We start from the raw sequence: 15,636 nt of genomic DNA, 5'->3' as shown, positions 1-15,636 counted from the left end.
GGAGGAATATGCAATGGGTAAAAATAATTTTGATGTCAAAGATGCGCTAATCATTGGCGGAATTGCAGGAATCGTTTCAGGATTCGTTAAATTAGGTTGGGAGAATTTGTTACCACCTCGAACCCCAGAAAGAGAAAAAACAAATCCACCGCAAAGATTTATGCAACAATTAGGAATACCTAAGAAAATAACACATGCAACTTATACTTATTCAGGTCATCAAATGCCATGGGCAAGTTTTATTATTCATTTTGGCTTTTCAGCAACATTTGGAATGATATACAGCGTAACTTCGCATTATGTGCCAATATTGAAGGCCGGGCAAGGGACCTTTTTTGGGATCGGAGTCTGGGGCGCGACCCATCTTGGGATGATGCCGGCTATGAAAACTGTTCCAGAGGTTAAGGATCAGCCTCTGGAAGAACATGTTTCAGAATTATTGGGACATATGGCTTGGATGTGGGTTAATCACATCGTAATATCTGAGCTTTCACATGAATTAAGTGAAAAAAACAAGAAATAAGTGAGGTACGTTTATGGATAAAAGGATGGAAACTAAATGGCCAGAACGTATCAGCTACGGTTTGAGCGATGCAGCCGATAACCTTGTTTTTCAGGTTATGACCACATACCTGCTTTTTTTCTACACTGATGTGTATGGGTTAAAACCAGGGGCAGTGGCTATTTTATTTGTTGTTGCACGAATTGCAGATACTCTTGAGAGTTTGCTAATAGGTTTAATGATCGATCGGACACATTCTCGTTTTGGAAAAAGCCGGCCATTTTTCTTGTGGTATGCACTCCCATATGTTGTTTTTGCAGTTTTAACTTTTATCACACCTGATTTTTCAGAAACAGGTAAGCTTGTGTGGGCTTATGCCACCTATTTAGGATTAGGCTTTTTCTACACTGCGGTTAATGTTCCGATTACTTCAGTTTTACCTACAATGACACAAAATGAACGTGAGTTAACATTGTTGGGTGTTATTCGACAGTTTTGCGGTAGTTCAGTTCAGATCGTAGTTGCGGTTTTTACTTTACCGTTAGTGGCTTTTTTCGGACAGGGTAATCAAAAGATGGGCTTTCTTTTAACGATCATTGCGTTTGGAATAATTTCTTTGATACTGATTTTAAATACTTTTTTTCATATTCGTGAGAGGCATACAATTAAGGAAATAAGCCATCAGCCTTTGAAAAAAGTTATGCAGATGCTGTGGCGCAATAAGCAGTGGCTGATAATTTCAGTCGTTATTTTTCTGTATTGGCTTGTCACATCAATTAAAAATCAAACGACAATTTATTATTTTAAATATGTTTTACACGATGAAGGCCTAGTCCCTTGGGCAAATAGTTTTACTTTAGCAGCCTTGATAGGTGTCTTACTCATCATGCATCTTACTTCTTCAAGGTCAAAGAAAAAAACAATGCAAATCGGAATTATACTTGCTTTTGGTGGTCAATGCATTTTGAGTATTGGAGTGTACAGTGGTTTGCTGCCGGTCTTATTTGGTGGGATACTTTTTAACTCCATTGGTCATGGAATAATCGTTGGGCTAGTTTCGATTATGATTGCTGATACGATTCGGTATGGAATGGCAATGGGGATTCAAGCTGAAGGTGTATTGGCATCAACTGATGATTTTGGGGTCAATTTGGGACTAGGTTTTGGCGGCCTTGTAACAGCAGGTTTGTTTCATGTTGCAGGATATCTGCCGAACCATGCACAGAATACGGCAACATTGCACATGATAAATATCAATTATGTTTGGCTGCCACTGATTATATATATCATGATGATGGCAGTATTGCATTTTTATGATGAAGAAAAGATGCAGCATGCTATAAAAAATAAACATGTAGCAAATTAAATATTAATTTAAACGATATATTAATATTACTAAAGGGCTTGTTAAAAATTTCGACAAAACATGAATTACAGTCGTTTCAAGCTAAATTTTTAATTAAAGCTAGGATATTAATTGGTATTTATTTTAAGAGCAGCTATCTGTTTTAGACCTGTTAATTCAAAGATGGCTACTAAATCATAAAATCTTCGAGATCTATAGAGCAAGTTACGAGTTCGTAATATTAGTAGCTGCCCTCTTGGCTAGATTGACCGTTGTGCACAAATAGAGCGAGGATCATTTTAACACAATCGAGCTGTGTTTGAGTGGGAAAATCTGAGTATCCCAACATGTTAATTCGAATAATGTTAGTTTAAAATAAGGGATTGGGGCAAAAAATAATTTTTGACTCAGTCCCATTCGTTTATTTGGAATTTGTATTTTTTGCCCAACCTTGCTTTTTGAGGAATTTTTAACTATCATAGGAGTGCTAGTATTTTATATACGGAATATAATGAAAATATCAGGGATAGGTGAGGGAAAGCGATGACTATCGATGTGAGTCAATCTGTTAGCAGTACAGCGAAAGTACAAGCCGTGGGTAATAAGACGACAAGTGCCAGTCAAACAGATGGACAGGCTTTTAGGCAACTTTTAGCAAGTCAAAATAGTAAAAATTCAACAACCAGCAGTACGAGTCAGTTGAGTAAACAAGAAAATATCATGATAAGATGGGGCGATACTGTTTCGGAACTGGCTGAAAAATATAAGACGAGTGTTGCAGGGATAGTTAATGCTAATCAGTTGCAAGATCCAAACTTTATTTTAGCCGGACATAATTTATTGATCCCAGGAAGTTCGGGACAGGCAACTACGGCCACTGCTAAAGCAACAACTGCCAGTATGTCTTCTGCTTCTAGTGCTTCTGCTGTAAGTGTCAAGTATACGAATAATGAAACTTCGACTAATAAAACTGCGACGGATAATGAAAGTAGTGATGAAGCGCAGGCCCGTGCCTATATTGTCTCACGTGAATCTGGCGGTAACTACAATGCTCGTAATGGAAAGTATATTGGAAAATATCAGTTGGATTCAAGCTATTTAAATGGTGACTATTCTCCGGCTAATCAAGAGCTGGTGGCAAATAAGTATGTTGCAAAACGATATGGATCTTGGGTTAATGCAATGCAGCATTGGAAGTCCAATAACTGGTATTGAAATGTTTTTTCACTGCAATCTCTTAAAACTAACTGTAGTAATGGTTAGTTAGTCAATTTCATAGGGGAAAAATGTCTGAATGGTGTTTAATGCGCATATTTTGACTTTTTTTAAACAACATGTTACTTTATTAATAACATGTTTATCCATATAATGAATTATAAATGGGGGTATTGAATATGAAATATGCAGTTACAGGTGCTACTGGTAAATTTGGACGTAATGTCATTTCACATTTGATAAATTGGCTTAAGCAAGATGACATTATCGCGCTTGCACGTGATACTAAAAAAGCGGCAAATGTTTTACCGCAGGGAATCGAGATCAGAAAAGCCGATTATACGGATGAGAAAAGTCTTGAGAAGGCCTTTAAAGGGATAGATCGGCTCCTTTTCATTTCTTCCGTACCTAATGATAATTATGCACGTGCTAAACAGCATTTGAATGTTGTTGATGCTGCAAAAAAAACAGGAATAAAATTTATTGCATATACAAGTTTCCCGCACGCTGATCAGGCAAAAAGTCTGCTCTCGGCAGATCATAGAGCAACAGAACAGGCAATTGATGAAAGTGGAATCAAGCATTCGTTTTTACGTAATAATTGGTATCTTGAAAACGAGCTGAATTTAATAAATGCTTCTTTAGCGGGCAATCCTTTTGTCTATTCGGCACAGACTGGTCATGTTGGTTGGGCATTAGAGCGTGAGTATGCAGAAGCCGCGGCTCGAGTTTTGATAAACAAGAATCCACAAAAAGTATATGAATTTGCAGGGAAATCATTAACCTTCGCTGATCTTGCGGAAGCACTAACTGAAATCAGCTCTAAAAAATTCAAAGTTGATTCAATTACAGATGAAGAATACGAAAAGTTTTTGGCGAAACAAGGCATCCCTCTAAATGTTGCTGATATGATTGTTATGATCCAGACTTTAATTAGGAACAATGAATTAGCCGAAGAAACGAACGATTTGGAAGAAGTGTTGGGTCATAACCTAGTTCCTTTAAAAGATGCCATTCAGGAATTAATCCGAGAATAAATTTTAAATGGTGTTATAGGTTTCTAAATAAAATATTGCTTATAAAAGGTTGAAGACATATTATTAAATATTTATTTTTTGAATTTTCAAGGTAGGGCTTTAATGAAACATTCGCATAAATTAAGTGATGCAATTCATATTTTAGCGTATCTGGAGATTTGTAAGGAAAGTAATCTCTCAAGTTCTACAATAGCGACCAGTATTGAGTCTAATCCAAGCTTAGTTCGGCGGTTAATGGTGAGTCTTGGGAGAGCAAGGCTGATTAAAACTAAAAAAGGGTCCGCGTCGCCAAGATTGGGTCCGTTCAGCTGAACAAATATCTTTGTTTGATATCTATGTGGCTATCACAGATGAGTGGGATCTACTGCATATTGATGCAGTATCCAATGATTAAAACAATTGAAATAGAGAGAAAAAGGGACCCAGATCAAAATTTGATTTTTGATCTGGGCCCTTTTTTAATCTTGTATTATGCGAATTAACATTTTTTGATAGACAATTTTTTAATTAATTATTTGTAGACCAAATTAACCACAAATAATTCACGGTTAATGTCCAAAACCTATTGTTTATTTAGACTGAGCCGCTGTGTGTCTTTAATTTATGTGCCAAGCCTTGCTAAGTTGAATGGAATGTTAATGTCTTTAAAATAAAGCACCAGCACGGTTGTCAAAGTCAGGCTTGTCAACGGCGACAATCAGTTTTTCATTTACGAAAGCATTAAGACCGATAGTGCTCATTTCACGGCCATAGCCAGAATTTTTAACACCTCCGAAAGGCAACTCAGGAAGGGTGTACAAGAAGGTGTTAACAAAGACCATCCCTGTTTCAATTTGGCTGGCAACTTTTTTGCCACGTTCTTTATCCTTAGAAAAAACAATGCCGCCCAAACCATAATGAGAATTGTTTGCAAGATCGATTGCTTCTTGTTCAGAATGTACACGGTAAACCTGAGCAACTGAGCCAAACATCTCTTCATAGTAAGCAGGATTATCCTGTGTTATATCTGTTAAGATCGTTGGTTCAAAAAACTGCCCTGGAAGATTAATCTGGTTGTTTCCTTGATACAGCGTTGCCCCATGAGCAATTGCTTCGTTGACTTGTTCCTCAAGCTTACTCTTGGCTTTTGCAGACGACATTGGTGCTAAAGTTGTGTTTTCGTCAAGCGGGTCACCGGGTTTGAAGTTTTTGTAAGATTGACCTAGACGTTCCAAAAATTCATCATACAAGTTATCAGCGACAATGAAACGTTTGGAAGAAGTACATACCTGACCAGCATTATAGGTACGTGCTCGAGCGGCAACCTTAATCACTTGATCTAAGTCAGCATCATCTAAAACAATAAATGCATCGTTTCCTCCGAGCTCCATAGATGATTTTTTTAAATATTTACCAGCAGCTTGAGCAACTGAACTCCCACCACGTTCTGAACCGGTTAAAGCAACACCTTGAATACGAGGATCGGCAATTACTTGGTCAACCTGATTGTGAGTTAAAAAGAGATTGGTTAGGCTTCCTTCAGGAGCACCGGCTTCATTAACGATTTTTTCGAAGGCTTCCGCGGAACTTGGAGTGTTAGAAGAATGTTTCAGAATCATTGGATTTCCGACCATGTAGTTTGGAGCAAAGACCCTCATTATTTGATAATAAGGAAAGTTCCATGGCTCAACCATTAGCAGGACACCAACGGAATGCTTTTCAACACGGGCTTCGCCAGCTTTTGTATTAATAGAAGCGGGTTGTAAAAGTTCAGCTGAATGGTCAGCAAAGTAATCAGCAATCAGCGCACACAGTTCAACTTCACCGCGTGCTTCCCCAATTAACTTGCCCATTTCGATAACGAGAACTTTAGCAAGTTTCTCTTTGTTTTTCAATAGTAGATCGGCAATCTCATGAAGCTTTTCAGCACGAGCTGAAAAAGGCTCTTTTTGCCATTGATGATATAAATCATTTCCCACGGTTAAAGCGTGTTCGATTTGTTTTTCAGTTGGGTTGGAAAAAGTTTTTATAACCTCATTTGTGAAAGGATTGATTGTTTTATAAGCCATCTGATGTTCCTCCTTAGTATTTCGTACATCTATAAGTATATGTCTACTTCTTTTTTGAAAGCAAATGTTTGGCTTTATCCTGAATACGATTGCATAGTTAACTGAAAGGCAGTTGGATCTGTGTTTTAAAATGAACATTTTTGAATAAAAAAACTATAATGTAATTGTAGCAAACAAGAAGGAGTGTAAATTTATGCAGAAGGAATGGTTAGCTCAATTGCCCCTCAACGGTCTTACACAGGTACTTCCAGTTAGTGGTGGAGATGTCAATAAAGCTTTCAGGCTTGATACAAACGATAAGCGGTATTTTTTATTAGTTCAACCGCAGCACAATCAAGAATTTTATGCCGGAGAAATTGCGGGACTGCATGCTTTTGAAGAAGCCGGGATTTTGGCTCCACGTGTACTTGCAAACGGTCAAATAGACGGTGACGCTTATCTATTACTAAACTTCTTACAATCAGGTTTTGGTGATCAAAGTGATCTTGGAAAATTAGTTGCACGCCTACATCAGCACCAAAGCCCAACTGGCAGATTTGGCTTTGATTTTCCGTACACTGGGACCAGTGTTTCTTTTAAAAATGATTGGACAGATTCATGGAGCACATTATTTATAAAACAACGTCTGGATATATTATCTTCGGCCTTGCAGCAGCAAGGGTTATGGAAATCTAGAGAACTAAAACTCTACCAAGAAGTCCGTAAAATAATTGTCAAAGAGCTAACATTGCATGAGAGCATACCGGTCCTACTTCATGGAGATCTATGGGGTGGAAATTATATGTTTTTGTCAGACGGACGCCCTGCATTAATAGATCCAGCTGCTTTTTATGGTGATCGTGAATTTGACATCGCTATTACCACTGTTTTTGGTGGTTTCAATGAAGCCTTTTACCGTGCTTACCAAATGGCTACACCTTTAGCAGAAGGGTACGAAAAGCGATTTAATTTTTATCGTTTGTATTATTTAATGGTTCATCTGAATAAATTCGGACGTAGTTACACACAAAGTGTTACGCGTACAATGAAACAAATAATTATTTAAAAAGACATTATAAAACCCGTAAACGTTTTTGATACAACTGGACAAAGTACAATAAACGTTTATGGGTTATTTTATGTTAATTAGTTTTATTTAGAAAAATCAACGGTTTTTGTTTCTTTAATTGTTATCAGGGATAACAAACAAGCGATAGCCATGATGCCTAAGTATATTCCAACTGAACGAATACCCCAGTTATCAGCCAACCAAGTTGCAATTGTAGGTGTGAATGCGGCTCCAACGATTGCGGCTAGATTATAGGCGATTCCTGAACCTGAGTAGCGAACTTTCGTTGAAAATAATTCTGGTAAAAGAGCACCAACAGGTCCAAATGCGATTCCCATCAGAACAAAGCCAATGACAAGAAATAAAGCTACGTTAACAAAATTGCGCTGACCTTGCAGTAAATAAGGGAAAAGAAATGCGAAAACGATCAAGGCAGTTGATGAAGTCATTAATGTGCGTCTGCGTCCCCACTTATCGGCAAGTGATGAGGACAAAACAATTAAAACAGCAAAAACAATGATCGAGCCCATCAACATGAACAGATATTCTTGGTTTGTAAATCCAAGTTTGGTGGTAGCATATGTCAAAGACCATGTTGCTAAGGTGTAAAAGAGTGTGTAAGTGACAGAGACAATGAAAGTTCCTTGAATTATTTGACGCCAACTAGTTTTGAAAACAACTTTCAAAGGAGACTTAGTAACCTCTTTTTTTTCTTGAGCTAAGCGGAAGAGAGGGGTTTCTTGCATACGTTCACGTACCCAAAAACCAACAAAAACTAAAATTGAGGATGCAAGGAAAGGAACGCGCCAACCAAAGCTAAGCATTTGCGCTGGAGTTAAAAACGATTCAAGCAGAAAGAACAGACCATTGCTTAAGAAGAAACCTAATGGTGCTCCAAGTTCGGGGAAAGAACCATATAAAGCCCTTTTGTTGGCAGGTGCATTTTCGGTAGCAACTAAAGCTGCTCCAGACCATTCACCTCCGAGACCAATTCCTTGAACAAAGCGGCAGGCGCACAAAAGAATAACAGATGTTAAGCCTAAAGTTGCATAACTAGGCAATACACCGATCAGAACTGTAGAGATCCCCATTAGTAAAAGAGAAAAGACCAACGTTCTTTTACGACCGATCTTGTCACCGAAGTGACCGAAGACAAAAGAACCTAAAGGGCGAGCAATAAATGCGACTCCAAAGGTTAGCAAGCTTAAGATTGTTGCGATTGCAGGAGTAACTTCGGGAAAGAAAACTTTAGGGAAGTATGCAGCCGCTGCAGTCCCGTAAGCATAAAAATCAAAAAACTCAATTGCGGTTCCAATCATTGAGGCGAACATAACTGTTCTTACTGAATCACGTTTGAACCCTTCGGAGCCTTCAAAATGATTTTCTAAACTATTTGTATTATCCATAAAAACCCTCCTAAAAAGTTAAATTATGTTTCTGAAACAATTTATATTTGTAACACCTCCAAAGCAAGGACAAATAAAAAAGCCAGAAGCTGTTTGACAGCTTCTGGCTTAACCAACGCTGTCCGCAATTCGCGGACATTCCAAAATACAGCCCGCATCAATTAATAATCGCGCTGATAATAATAATAATTAGAATGTTAGTGTTGGTTGTCATCATTCAGTTCTCCTCTTAGTGTTCTTTAATATGTTTGTAACTATACAGCTGAAAAAACTCATTTGTCAACATAAAATTAAAAAAATAATACATAAAATATAGAGATGGATAAGTTAATTCTTTGTTTCTTCCTTATATGCCTTTAAATTGAGCTATAAAAAAAGATATTTAGAAAAAATACAAAAGAATAAAAAGTGTAAAAATGTTGTGTCCAACCTAAAAATAAAAGGATTTTATTAAAAAAAGATGTTGACACTATTAAAATCTAAGTGTAGTATGACACACATGAAAGATATTCATGCTTTGGTGAAACAAATCTGACGACTGCTTTTTTGCTTATTAAAAAGCAGATCAGCAATTGTCATAGCATTCTATAACATGTCGTTGTTATCTGTAATCAGATAATTGTTCGGAGGGATGTTTATGAAGTTAGCGTATGATATGGTTACTTGTCGGAATTGCGGAAATAAAGTTGCTACTGGTAAGTATTGTTCTAATTGTGGCGCAAGATTTATGTCCAGTTCCGAGAAGGAAGACGTAGAGGTTAACATTTGTGTTAACTGCGGGGCGCTTACTCCCAATGAAGAGTATTGTTCAGTTTGTGGATTCCACAATGAACGGGAAATTTTTTTCTAAAATAAAAATATGATTGTAAAAACAAAGAAAGGGGTTAGATCACATGAGTTCATATGATAATCGATTAGATGTGAAAGTATTGCAAAATGTTATCGTACTAATTGTCCTAGTCATTATTATCATGCGCGAGTGTGATTTAATGCCTGGGTTAATTTGAGTTAGCAACCTAAGGAATAAATCACACCGCGCTAAGAAATTAGAGCGGTGGATTTTTTTAGCATCCATCGTGAAGATGGATGCTTTTTATTTTGGAAAAAGGGTAAGTGTTCTTGAAAAATGCAATTAAGGGAGGTGATGCGAAGAACAGAAAACGAAGTGTTTTTGTTTTTTAGGCTGATGATTCAAGAGGAGGTGAATTTCATGTTGGCAAGACGAGAAGTTAAAGAACAGGACGGAGTTCATACGGTTTCAACTGGTTCGGACGTTTTGCTTGGGATACTGAAACAACAAGGCGTAGAACTTATTTTCGGATATCCTGGTGGGGCAGTATTACCGTTGTATGATGCAGTTTATCGACAAGCATTTAACAATATACTTGTTCGACACGAGCAAGGAGCAGTTCATGCTGCTGAAGGGTATGCTAAAGCAACGGGGAAAACAGGAGTTGTGTTTGTAACATCTGGTCCTGGTGCTACAAATGCAGTGACAGGAATTGCAGATGCAATGTTGGATTCGATTCCACTAATTGTTTTTACAGGCCAAGTTGGATGTGATTCTATTGGAAAAGATGCTTTTCAAGAAGTAGATATTCTAAGTATGACGGCTCCTATAACGAAACAGAATTATCAGATACATGAGCTTGATAATTTTCCCAAAATTATAGAAGAGGCATTCAAAATTGCTGCCAGTGGAAGACCAGGACCGGTTGTTATTGATCTTCCCAAAGATATAGCTTCAAGTTTGCCAGATGATTTTGGAGACGAGAAGTTAGTTATTTCAGAAGAACACAGCGTTCAGCGCACAAGAAATGTTGATGAAAGTATGATGCTGAAGATTAGTGAAGCTCTATTAAAGGCAAAGAAACCATTGATTCTTGCTGGCGGAGGAGTACTTGCAGCAAATGCAGTTTCTGAACTCAGAAAATTTGTTCATCGCTTTGATCTCCCTGTAATTTCAACGCTGGTCAGTTTAGGTGTAATGCCAGACAAAGATTTTCTTTTTCTAGGAATGGGAGGAATGCATGGAAGTTACCAAGCTAACATGGCATTCTATGAATGCGATTTTCTCTTGAATATCGGTTCGCGCTTTGATGATCGTCTAGCAACTAACGCTGCAAAATTTGCTCCGCATGCTCATGTAGCTCATATTGATATAGATGCTTCTGAATTGGGAAAAGTAATTAGCACAGATTTTCCAGTTGTAGCAGATGCTAAAGACGCTCTAAGTTGGTTTTTAAGTAATACAGAGCAAATGCCAAAAGGTGAGCATGTTCAATGGCTGCAGCAATTGAACGATTGGAGAAAAAAGCATCCTAAGCATTATGAAGAACAAGAGGGGAAAATTAAACCTCAAGCAGTAATTGAAGAAGTCGGGAAACTGACTAACGGTGATGCGACTATTGTCACAGATGTCGGGCAGCATCAAATGTGGGTCGCACAGTATTATCCTTTCAAAAGGTCGCATCAGATTATTACCAGCGGTGGGCTAGGAACGATGGGCTTTGGCCTGCCGGCAGCGATTGGAGCTAAGTTGGCGGCGCCTGAAAAGGAAGTTGTTCTATTTGTTGGTGATGGTGGGATTCAAATGACAGTTGAAGAACTTGATGTTATTAGGGAATATAAATTGAATATCAAGATAATCATTCTTAACAATAAGACTCTCGGGATGGTGCGCCAATGGCAGGATTTATTCTACGAAAAAAGACGCTCTCAAACTGTATTTAACGGACAACCGGATTTCATCAAACTAGCTCAAGCATACAGTATCAAAGGTTTAAAGCTTTCCCCGCAACACTGGCGCGAAACATTGGCGGATGTTTTCGCAGAAAAAGAAAGTGTCTTGGTGGAAGCAGAGATCCCTGCTTTGGAACAGGTTTACCCAATGATTGCTCCAGGTCAACCCAATCAAGCTATGATGGGGGTTGATTAAATGCATGAAATAATTATCTGTAAGATGAAAAATAGGGTGGGCGTTTTGAATCGCTTCACCGGATTGTTGACACGAAGAAATATCAATATCGAGAGTGCCTCAATTAATTCAACACCAGACAACAAAGCAGTTGTTGCAAAATTCAAAATTCAAGTAGCAAAGGCCCATGAACGTGAACATCTAAAGCGAGTAATTGCCAAGCAAATAGATGTATTAAGCGTACAGTGGGACGATTGCAAAAATGATTTGGAATTTGAACACGCTATTGTTAAATGATATAAAAAATATCATTTAAACACATTGTACACATTTTTAAAACGTTATTAAAGTGTTTTGACTACTAATACTAAGAAGAAAAAATGGAGGCTATTATTATGGCAGTAGAAATGTTATATGAAAAGGATGTTACAACAAATTATTTGAAGAACAAGAAAGTTGCATTTATTGGATATGGTGCACAAGGGCACGCACAAGCTAACAACTTACGTGATTCTGGAGTAGATGTCATCATCGGAATCCGTCCAGGTAAGTCATTTGACAAGGCTAAAAAGGATGGTTTTAAAGTTTATCCAGTTGCAGAAGCGGCCAAAAAGGCTGATTGGGTGCAAATGTTAACTCCAGATGAAGTGATGTCTGATGTCTACAAAAAAGAAGTTGCTGATAATTTGGAACCTGGAAATGTGCTGGGCTTCTCTCATGGTTTCAATGTTTATTACAAAGAAATTGTGGCACCTGAAAATGTTGATGTTGTAATGATGGCACCTAAAGGTCCCGGTAACTTATGCCGACGTACTTATATGGAAGGTTCTGGTGTTCCAGCGCTTTATGCTACATATCAAGATGCATCAGGCCATGCGGAAGATCTTGCCAAGGAATTTGCTAAAGCAAATGGTGCTGCGCGAGTTGGACTCTTAAAAACAACTTTCAAAGAAGAAACCGATGAAGATTTGTTTGGTGAACAAAACGTTTTAATGGGTGGGGTAACAGCCTTGATCGAAACAGGATTCGAAGTATTGACAGAAGCTGGTTATTCACCAGAATTAGCTTTCTTTGAAGTTGATCATGAAATGAAACTGATCTGTGATTTAATCTATGAGGGCGGTTTTGCAAAAATGTACAATGATTGCTCGAATACATCTGAATATGGTTCATACACAAGAGGCCCTCGTGTAATTAATGCTGAATCAAAAGAAGCAATGAAGCGTAATCTTAAAGAAATTCAAGATGGAACATTTGCCAAAGAATTTATGGATGAATACCGTGGTGGATTCAAGAAGTTATACAAATATCGTAAAGAAATGGAAAATTCGAAATTGCAAAAAGTTGGTGATGAATTGCGTACAAAAATGCCATTTGTTGCTAAAGCTGACAAATACAGCGATTAATTTGGATTTTAAATGCAATATAGTAGGAAAGCGAAATAAACTTCAGTCAATATATGGCCATGAAGAGCGTATTTCGCTTTTCCACATACATAATAAATTATTTTGAAGGGGTGGTGGCGTTAATGGACGTGATGACAAAAAAAGATTTGCTAAAAAAGAAAGATATTGATGAAGCATATGAGGTGTTGCGTCCGATTATTAAGCGCACCCCCCTGCAGTACGATGCATATTTATCTCAAAAATATCAATGTCATTTATATTTAAAAAGAGAGGACCTTCAAGTAGTACGATCTTTTAAGATACGCGGTGCATATTATGCAATTTCTAAAACACCACAAACAGTTCGTCAAAGGGGAATAGTTTGTGCAAGTGCAGGCAATCATGCGCAAGGGGTTGCATGGACCTGTCATAAGATGAAAATTCCAGCTGTAATTTTCATGCCCACGACCACTCCGCAACAAAAAGTAGAGCAAGTGAAGTTTTTTGGTGGAAGTGAGGCAACGATTAAATTAACTGGTGATACGTTTGATGCATCTGCACACGCTGCAACTGATTATTGCCAGCAAAATAAGATGACCTTTATTGCACCATTTGATGATAAAAACACAATTGCCGGGCAAGGAACGATTGCATGCGAGATTTTCGATGAGGTCTTTGCACAGCATACAGCAGTTGATTACTTATTTGCTGCAGTTGGTGGGGGTGGCCTGATTAGTGGGCTAGCTGCGTACACCAAGAGTGTCAGCTCTGAGACACAAGTCGTTGGTGTTGAACCTACAGGTGCTGCATCAATGGCGGCGGCCTTCAAATGTGGGCATCCTGTTACTCTTGAAAGAGTTGATAAATTTGTTGATGGGGCAGCGGTTAAAACTGTTGGTGGATTGACTTACACCAATGCTAAAGAATATGTGGATGGAATGATTAATGTTGCTGAGGGACGCGTATGTACTACATTGCTAGAATTGTATAGCAAAGAAGCGATTGTTGCTGAACCGGCTGGAGCCTTAAGTGTTGCTGCATTAGAAGATCATCGAGACGAAATTGCTGGAAAAACAGTAGTTTGTGTAATTAGCGGCGGCAACAACGACATTGACAGAATGCAGGAGATCAAAGAACGATCGTTGGTATATGAAGGTTTTCAACATTATTTCATTGTGAATTTCCCGCAAAGGCCCGGTGCACTGCGAGAAGTAGTCAATGATATTTTAAATGAAGATGACGACATAACGAAATTTGAGTATACAAAAAAAGTAAACCGTGGAAAGGGGCCGGTTTTGATCGGTATCAGGTTGGGGAATAGAAATCATATTGAGCAGCTGCGAACAAGGTTGAGACAGTTTGATCCTTATTATATTGATCTAAAAGAAAACCAAATGTTATATGAAATGATGGTTTAAGGTAAACTGTGCTAGTTGAAAGTATATTAAATTTTTTAATAAAAGGAGTTAATTGAATGAACAAGATTTTATCTTTCCAAAATGTTTCTTTGATAAAAGGTGATAGACGAATTTTAAAAAACATCAGTTGGACGATTAAGGAAAAAGAAAACTGGGCAATTTTAGGCTTGAATGGCGCCGGAAAAACAACAATGTTGAAAATGATCCATGGCGATGTTTGGCCTTCACAGGGAAGCCTAGAGGTGTTAGGAGGTGTATTCGGGCATACTAATATTCCAGATTTAAAGAAGAGAATTGGCTGGGTAAGTACGGCACTTCAAGATTGGCTGCATCCGGGAGATCTAGTTGAAGAAATTGTTCTATCCGGTAAGTTTGCCAGTATTGGATTATATGAGCATTATTCGGAACAAGAAATGCAAGAGGCTAAGGAAAGAATAACCAAGCTGGGTGGTGCTGAATTGATTGGTAAGCCATATCGAATATTATCTCAAGGTGAACGTCAGCTCGTTCTGATAGCGCGGGCATTGATGGCTAACCCAGAGTTGATGATTTTAGATGAACCTTGTAATGGTTTGGACCTTTTTGCACGCGAACGATTGCTCGGGAAAATCAAAGAAATTGCTGAGGAACCTAACAGCCCATCGCTACTGATGGTCTCTCATTATACAGAGGAATTGTTGCCATGTTTTGACAATATAATGTTTTTGAAAGATGGAAGTATTTATAAAAAAGGAAAGAGAGAGGAACTGCTGAATAAGGAGACACTGACAAAGTTTTATGAGACACCGATTGAAATAATCAAAGATGATAAAAAACGAATTCTTGTCTACCCGCGATAAGAGGGAATGTTAAAACACTAAAAAGGAGGCTGCATTGAATGATGAAAAAGACGATTACGACTGATAGGGCACCGAAAGCACTGGGACCATACTCGCAAGGTATAGAGGTTGGCAGATTTCTTTATTGTTCGGGACAGATAGGAATTGACCCCTCAAAAGGAACATTTGCAGGACCAGAAGTAGAGGAACAGGCAAAGCAGGCACTACAGAACGTAAAGGCAATTATTGCAGCTGATAGTTTAGATGTTGACGACATCATCAAAGTTACAATTTTTATGACAAATATTGCCGATTTTAATAAAGTTAACAAAATATACGCAGCTTTTTTTGAAAATACTCCGTTGCTGCCGGCGCGTTCGGCTGTTGGTGTACAGGCATTGCCGGCTGGTGCCAAAATAGAAATTGAAGCAATAGCAGTCAAAAATTGTTGATAAGGAATTTTAAGTAGGTTGAGAAAACATAAAAGAAATGGGGAG

15 protein-coding genes are annotated in these 15,636 nt (G+C 38.1%); 13 read left to right on the top strand and 2 right to left on the bottom strand.

The annotated features are described in order from the left end of the window. The first annotated feature begins 13 nt into the window (after window positions 1–13). The 5 genes from FD20_RS06935 to FD20_RS12960 all read left to right on the top strand — a co-directional run bounded on the left by FD20_RS06935 (window position 14) and on the right by FD20_RS12960 (window position 4,411). Complete coding sequence (locus FD20_RS06935) at window positions 14–523, top strand: DUF1440 domain-containing protein (protein ID WP_057737084.1); 510 nt, start codon at window positions 14–16, stop codon at window positions 521–523. A gap of 13 nt (window positions 524–536) precedes the next feature. Continuing rightward, window positions 537–1,868, top strand: coding sequence for an MFS transporter (locus FD20_RS06930; RefSeq protein ID WP_057737083.1), 1,332 nt, complete (start codon window positions 537–539; stop codon window positions 1,866–1,868). A gap of 522 nt (window positions 1,869–2,390) precedes the next feature. Continuing rightward, window positions 2,391–3,062, top strand: coding sequence for an aggregation-promoting factor (gene apf, locus FD20_RS06925; protein ID WP_083489070.1), 672 nt, complete (start codon window positions 2,391–2,393; stop codon window positions 3,060–3,062). A gap of 179 nt (window positions 3,063–3,241) precedes the next feature. Further along, entirely contained in the window at window positions 3,242–4,099 is an 858-nt protein-coding gene (locus FD20_RS06920; RefSeq protein ID WP_057737081.1) for an SDR family oxidoreductase, read from the top strand. Between the two features lie 102 nt (window positions 4,100–4,201). Further along, window positions 4,202–4,411 (top strand): Rrf2 family transcriptional regulator, encoded by a 210-nt coding sequence (locus FD20_RS12960; protein WP_235807732.1) that lies wholly within the window; start codon window positions 4,202–4,204, stop codon window positions 4,409–4,411. Between the two features lie 332 nt (window positions 4,412–4,743). Here FD20_RS12960 and FD20_RS06915 read toward each other — a convergent pair whose 3' ends face one another. Further along, window positions 4,744–6,147 (bottom strand): NAD-dependent succinate-semialdehyde dehydrogenase, encoded by a 1,404-nt coding sequence (locus tag FD20_RS06915; RefSeq protein WP_057737079.1) that lies wholly within the window; start codon window positions 6,145–6,147, stop codon window positions 4,744–4,746. Window positions 6,148–6,340: 193 nt separating this feature from the next. Between FD20_RS06915 and FD20_RS06910 the strand changes: the two genes are divergently transcribed. Next, window positions 6,341–7,192, top strand: coding sequence for a fructosamine kinase family protein (locus FD20_RS06910; protein ID WP_057737077.1), 852 nt, complete (start codon window positions 6,341–6,343; stop codon window positions 7,190–7,192). Between the two features lie 86 nt (window positions 7,193–7,278). Here the strand turns inward: FD20_RS06910 and FD20_RS06905 are convergent, their stop codons facing one another. Then, the gene (locus FD20_RS06905; protein WP_057737074.1) at window positions 7,279–8,601 is read right to left on the bottom strand and encodes an MFS transporter; all 1,323 of its coding nucleotides are present in this window, start codon (window positions 8,599–8,601) and stop codon (window positions 7,279–7,281) included. Window positions 8,602–9,238: 637 nt separating this feature from the next. On the opposite strand from FD20_RS06905, the gene FD20_RS06900 reads away from it, so the two are divergent. From FD20_RS06900 to FD20_RS06870, 7 genes are all read left to right on the top strand, one after another. Next, window positions 9,239–9,451: a hypothetical protein gene (locus FD20_RS06900; protein WP_057737072.1), complete on the top strand. Its 213-nt coding sequence runs from the start codon at window positions 9,239–9,241 to the stop codon at window positions 9,449–9,451. 360 nt (window positions 9,452–9,811) lie between these two features. Further along, entirely contained in the window at window positions 9,812–11,539 is a 1,728-nt protein-coding gene (gene ilvB / locus FD20_RS06895) for a biosynthetic-type acetolactate synthase large subunit (RefSeq protein WP_057737070.1), read from the top strand. Continuing rightward, the gene (locus FD20_RS06890; RefSeq protein WP_057737068.1) at window positions 11,540–11,815 is read left to right on the top strand and encodes an ACT domain-containing protein; all 276 of its coding nucleotides are present in this window, start codon (window positions 11,540–11,542) and stop codon (window positions 11,813–11,815) included. Window positions 11,816–11,913: 98 nt separating this feature from the next. Further along, a complete protein-coding gene (gene ilvC / locus FD20_RS06885) occupies window positions 11,914–12,924 on the top strand; it encodes a ketol-acid reductoisomerase (RefSeq protein WP_057737065.1) in 1,011 nt (336 codons plus the stop codon). A gap of 122 nt (window positions 12,925–13,046) precedes the next feature. Beyond that, window positions 13,047–14,321, top strand: a complete 1,275-nt coding sequence (ilvA, locus tag FD20_RS06880) for a threonine ammonia-lyase IlvA (RefSeq protein WP_057737063.1) — start codon at window positions 13,047–13,049, stop codon at window positions 14,319–14,321. A gap of 56 nt (window positions 14,322–14,377) precedes the next feature. Next, window positions 14,378–15,160, top strand: a complete 783-nt coding sequence (locus FD20_RS06875) for an ABC transporter ATP-binding protein (protein WP_057737061.1) — start codon at window positions 14,378–14,380, stop codon at window positions 15,158–15,160. Between the two features lie 38 nt (window positions 15,161–15,198). Then, window positions 15,199–15,591: a Rid family detoxifying hydrolase gene (locus tag FD20_RS06870; RefSeq protein ID WP_338040544.1), complete on the top strand. Its 393-nt coding sequence runs from the start codon at window positions 15,199–15,201 to the stop codon at window positions 15,589–15,591. Window positions 15,592–15,636: the final 45 nt, after the last annotated feature.

Source organism: Liquorilactobacillus uvarum DSM 19971 (genome assembly GCF_001434935.1).
GTDB classification, from domain to species: Bacteria; Bacillota; Bacilli; order Lactobacillales; family Lactobacillaceae; genus Liquorilactobacillus; species Liquorilactobacillus uvarum.
The sequence above is the reverse complement of the archived record's forward strand: the minus strand, read 5'-3'. Positions and strand labels throughout refer to the sequence as shown.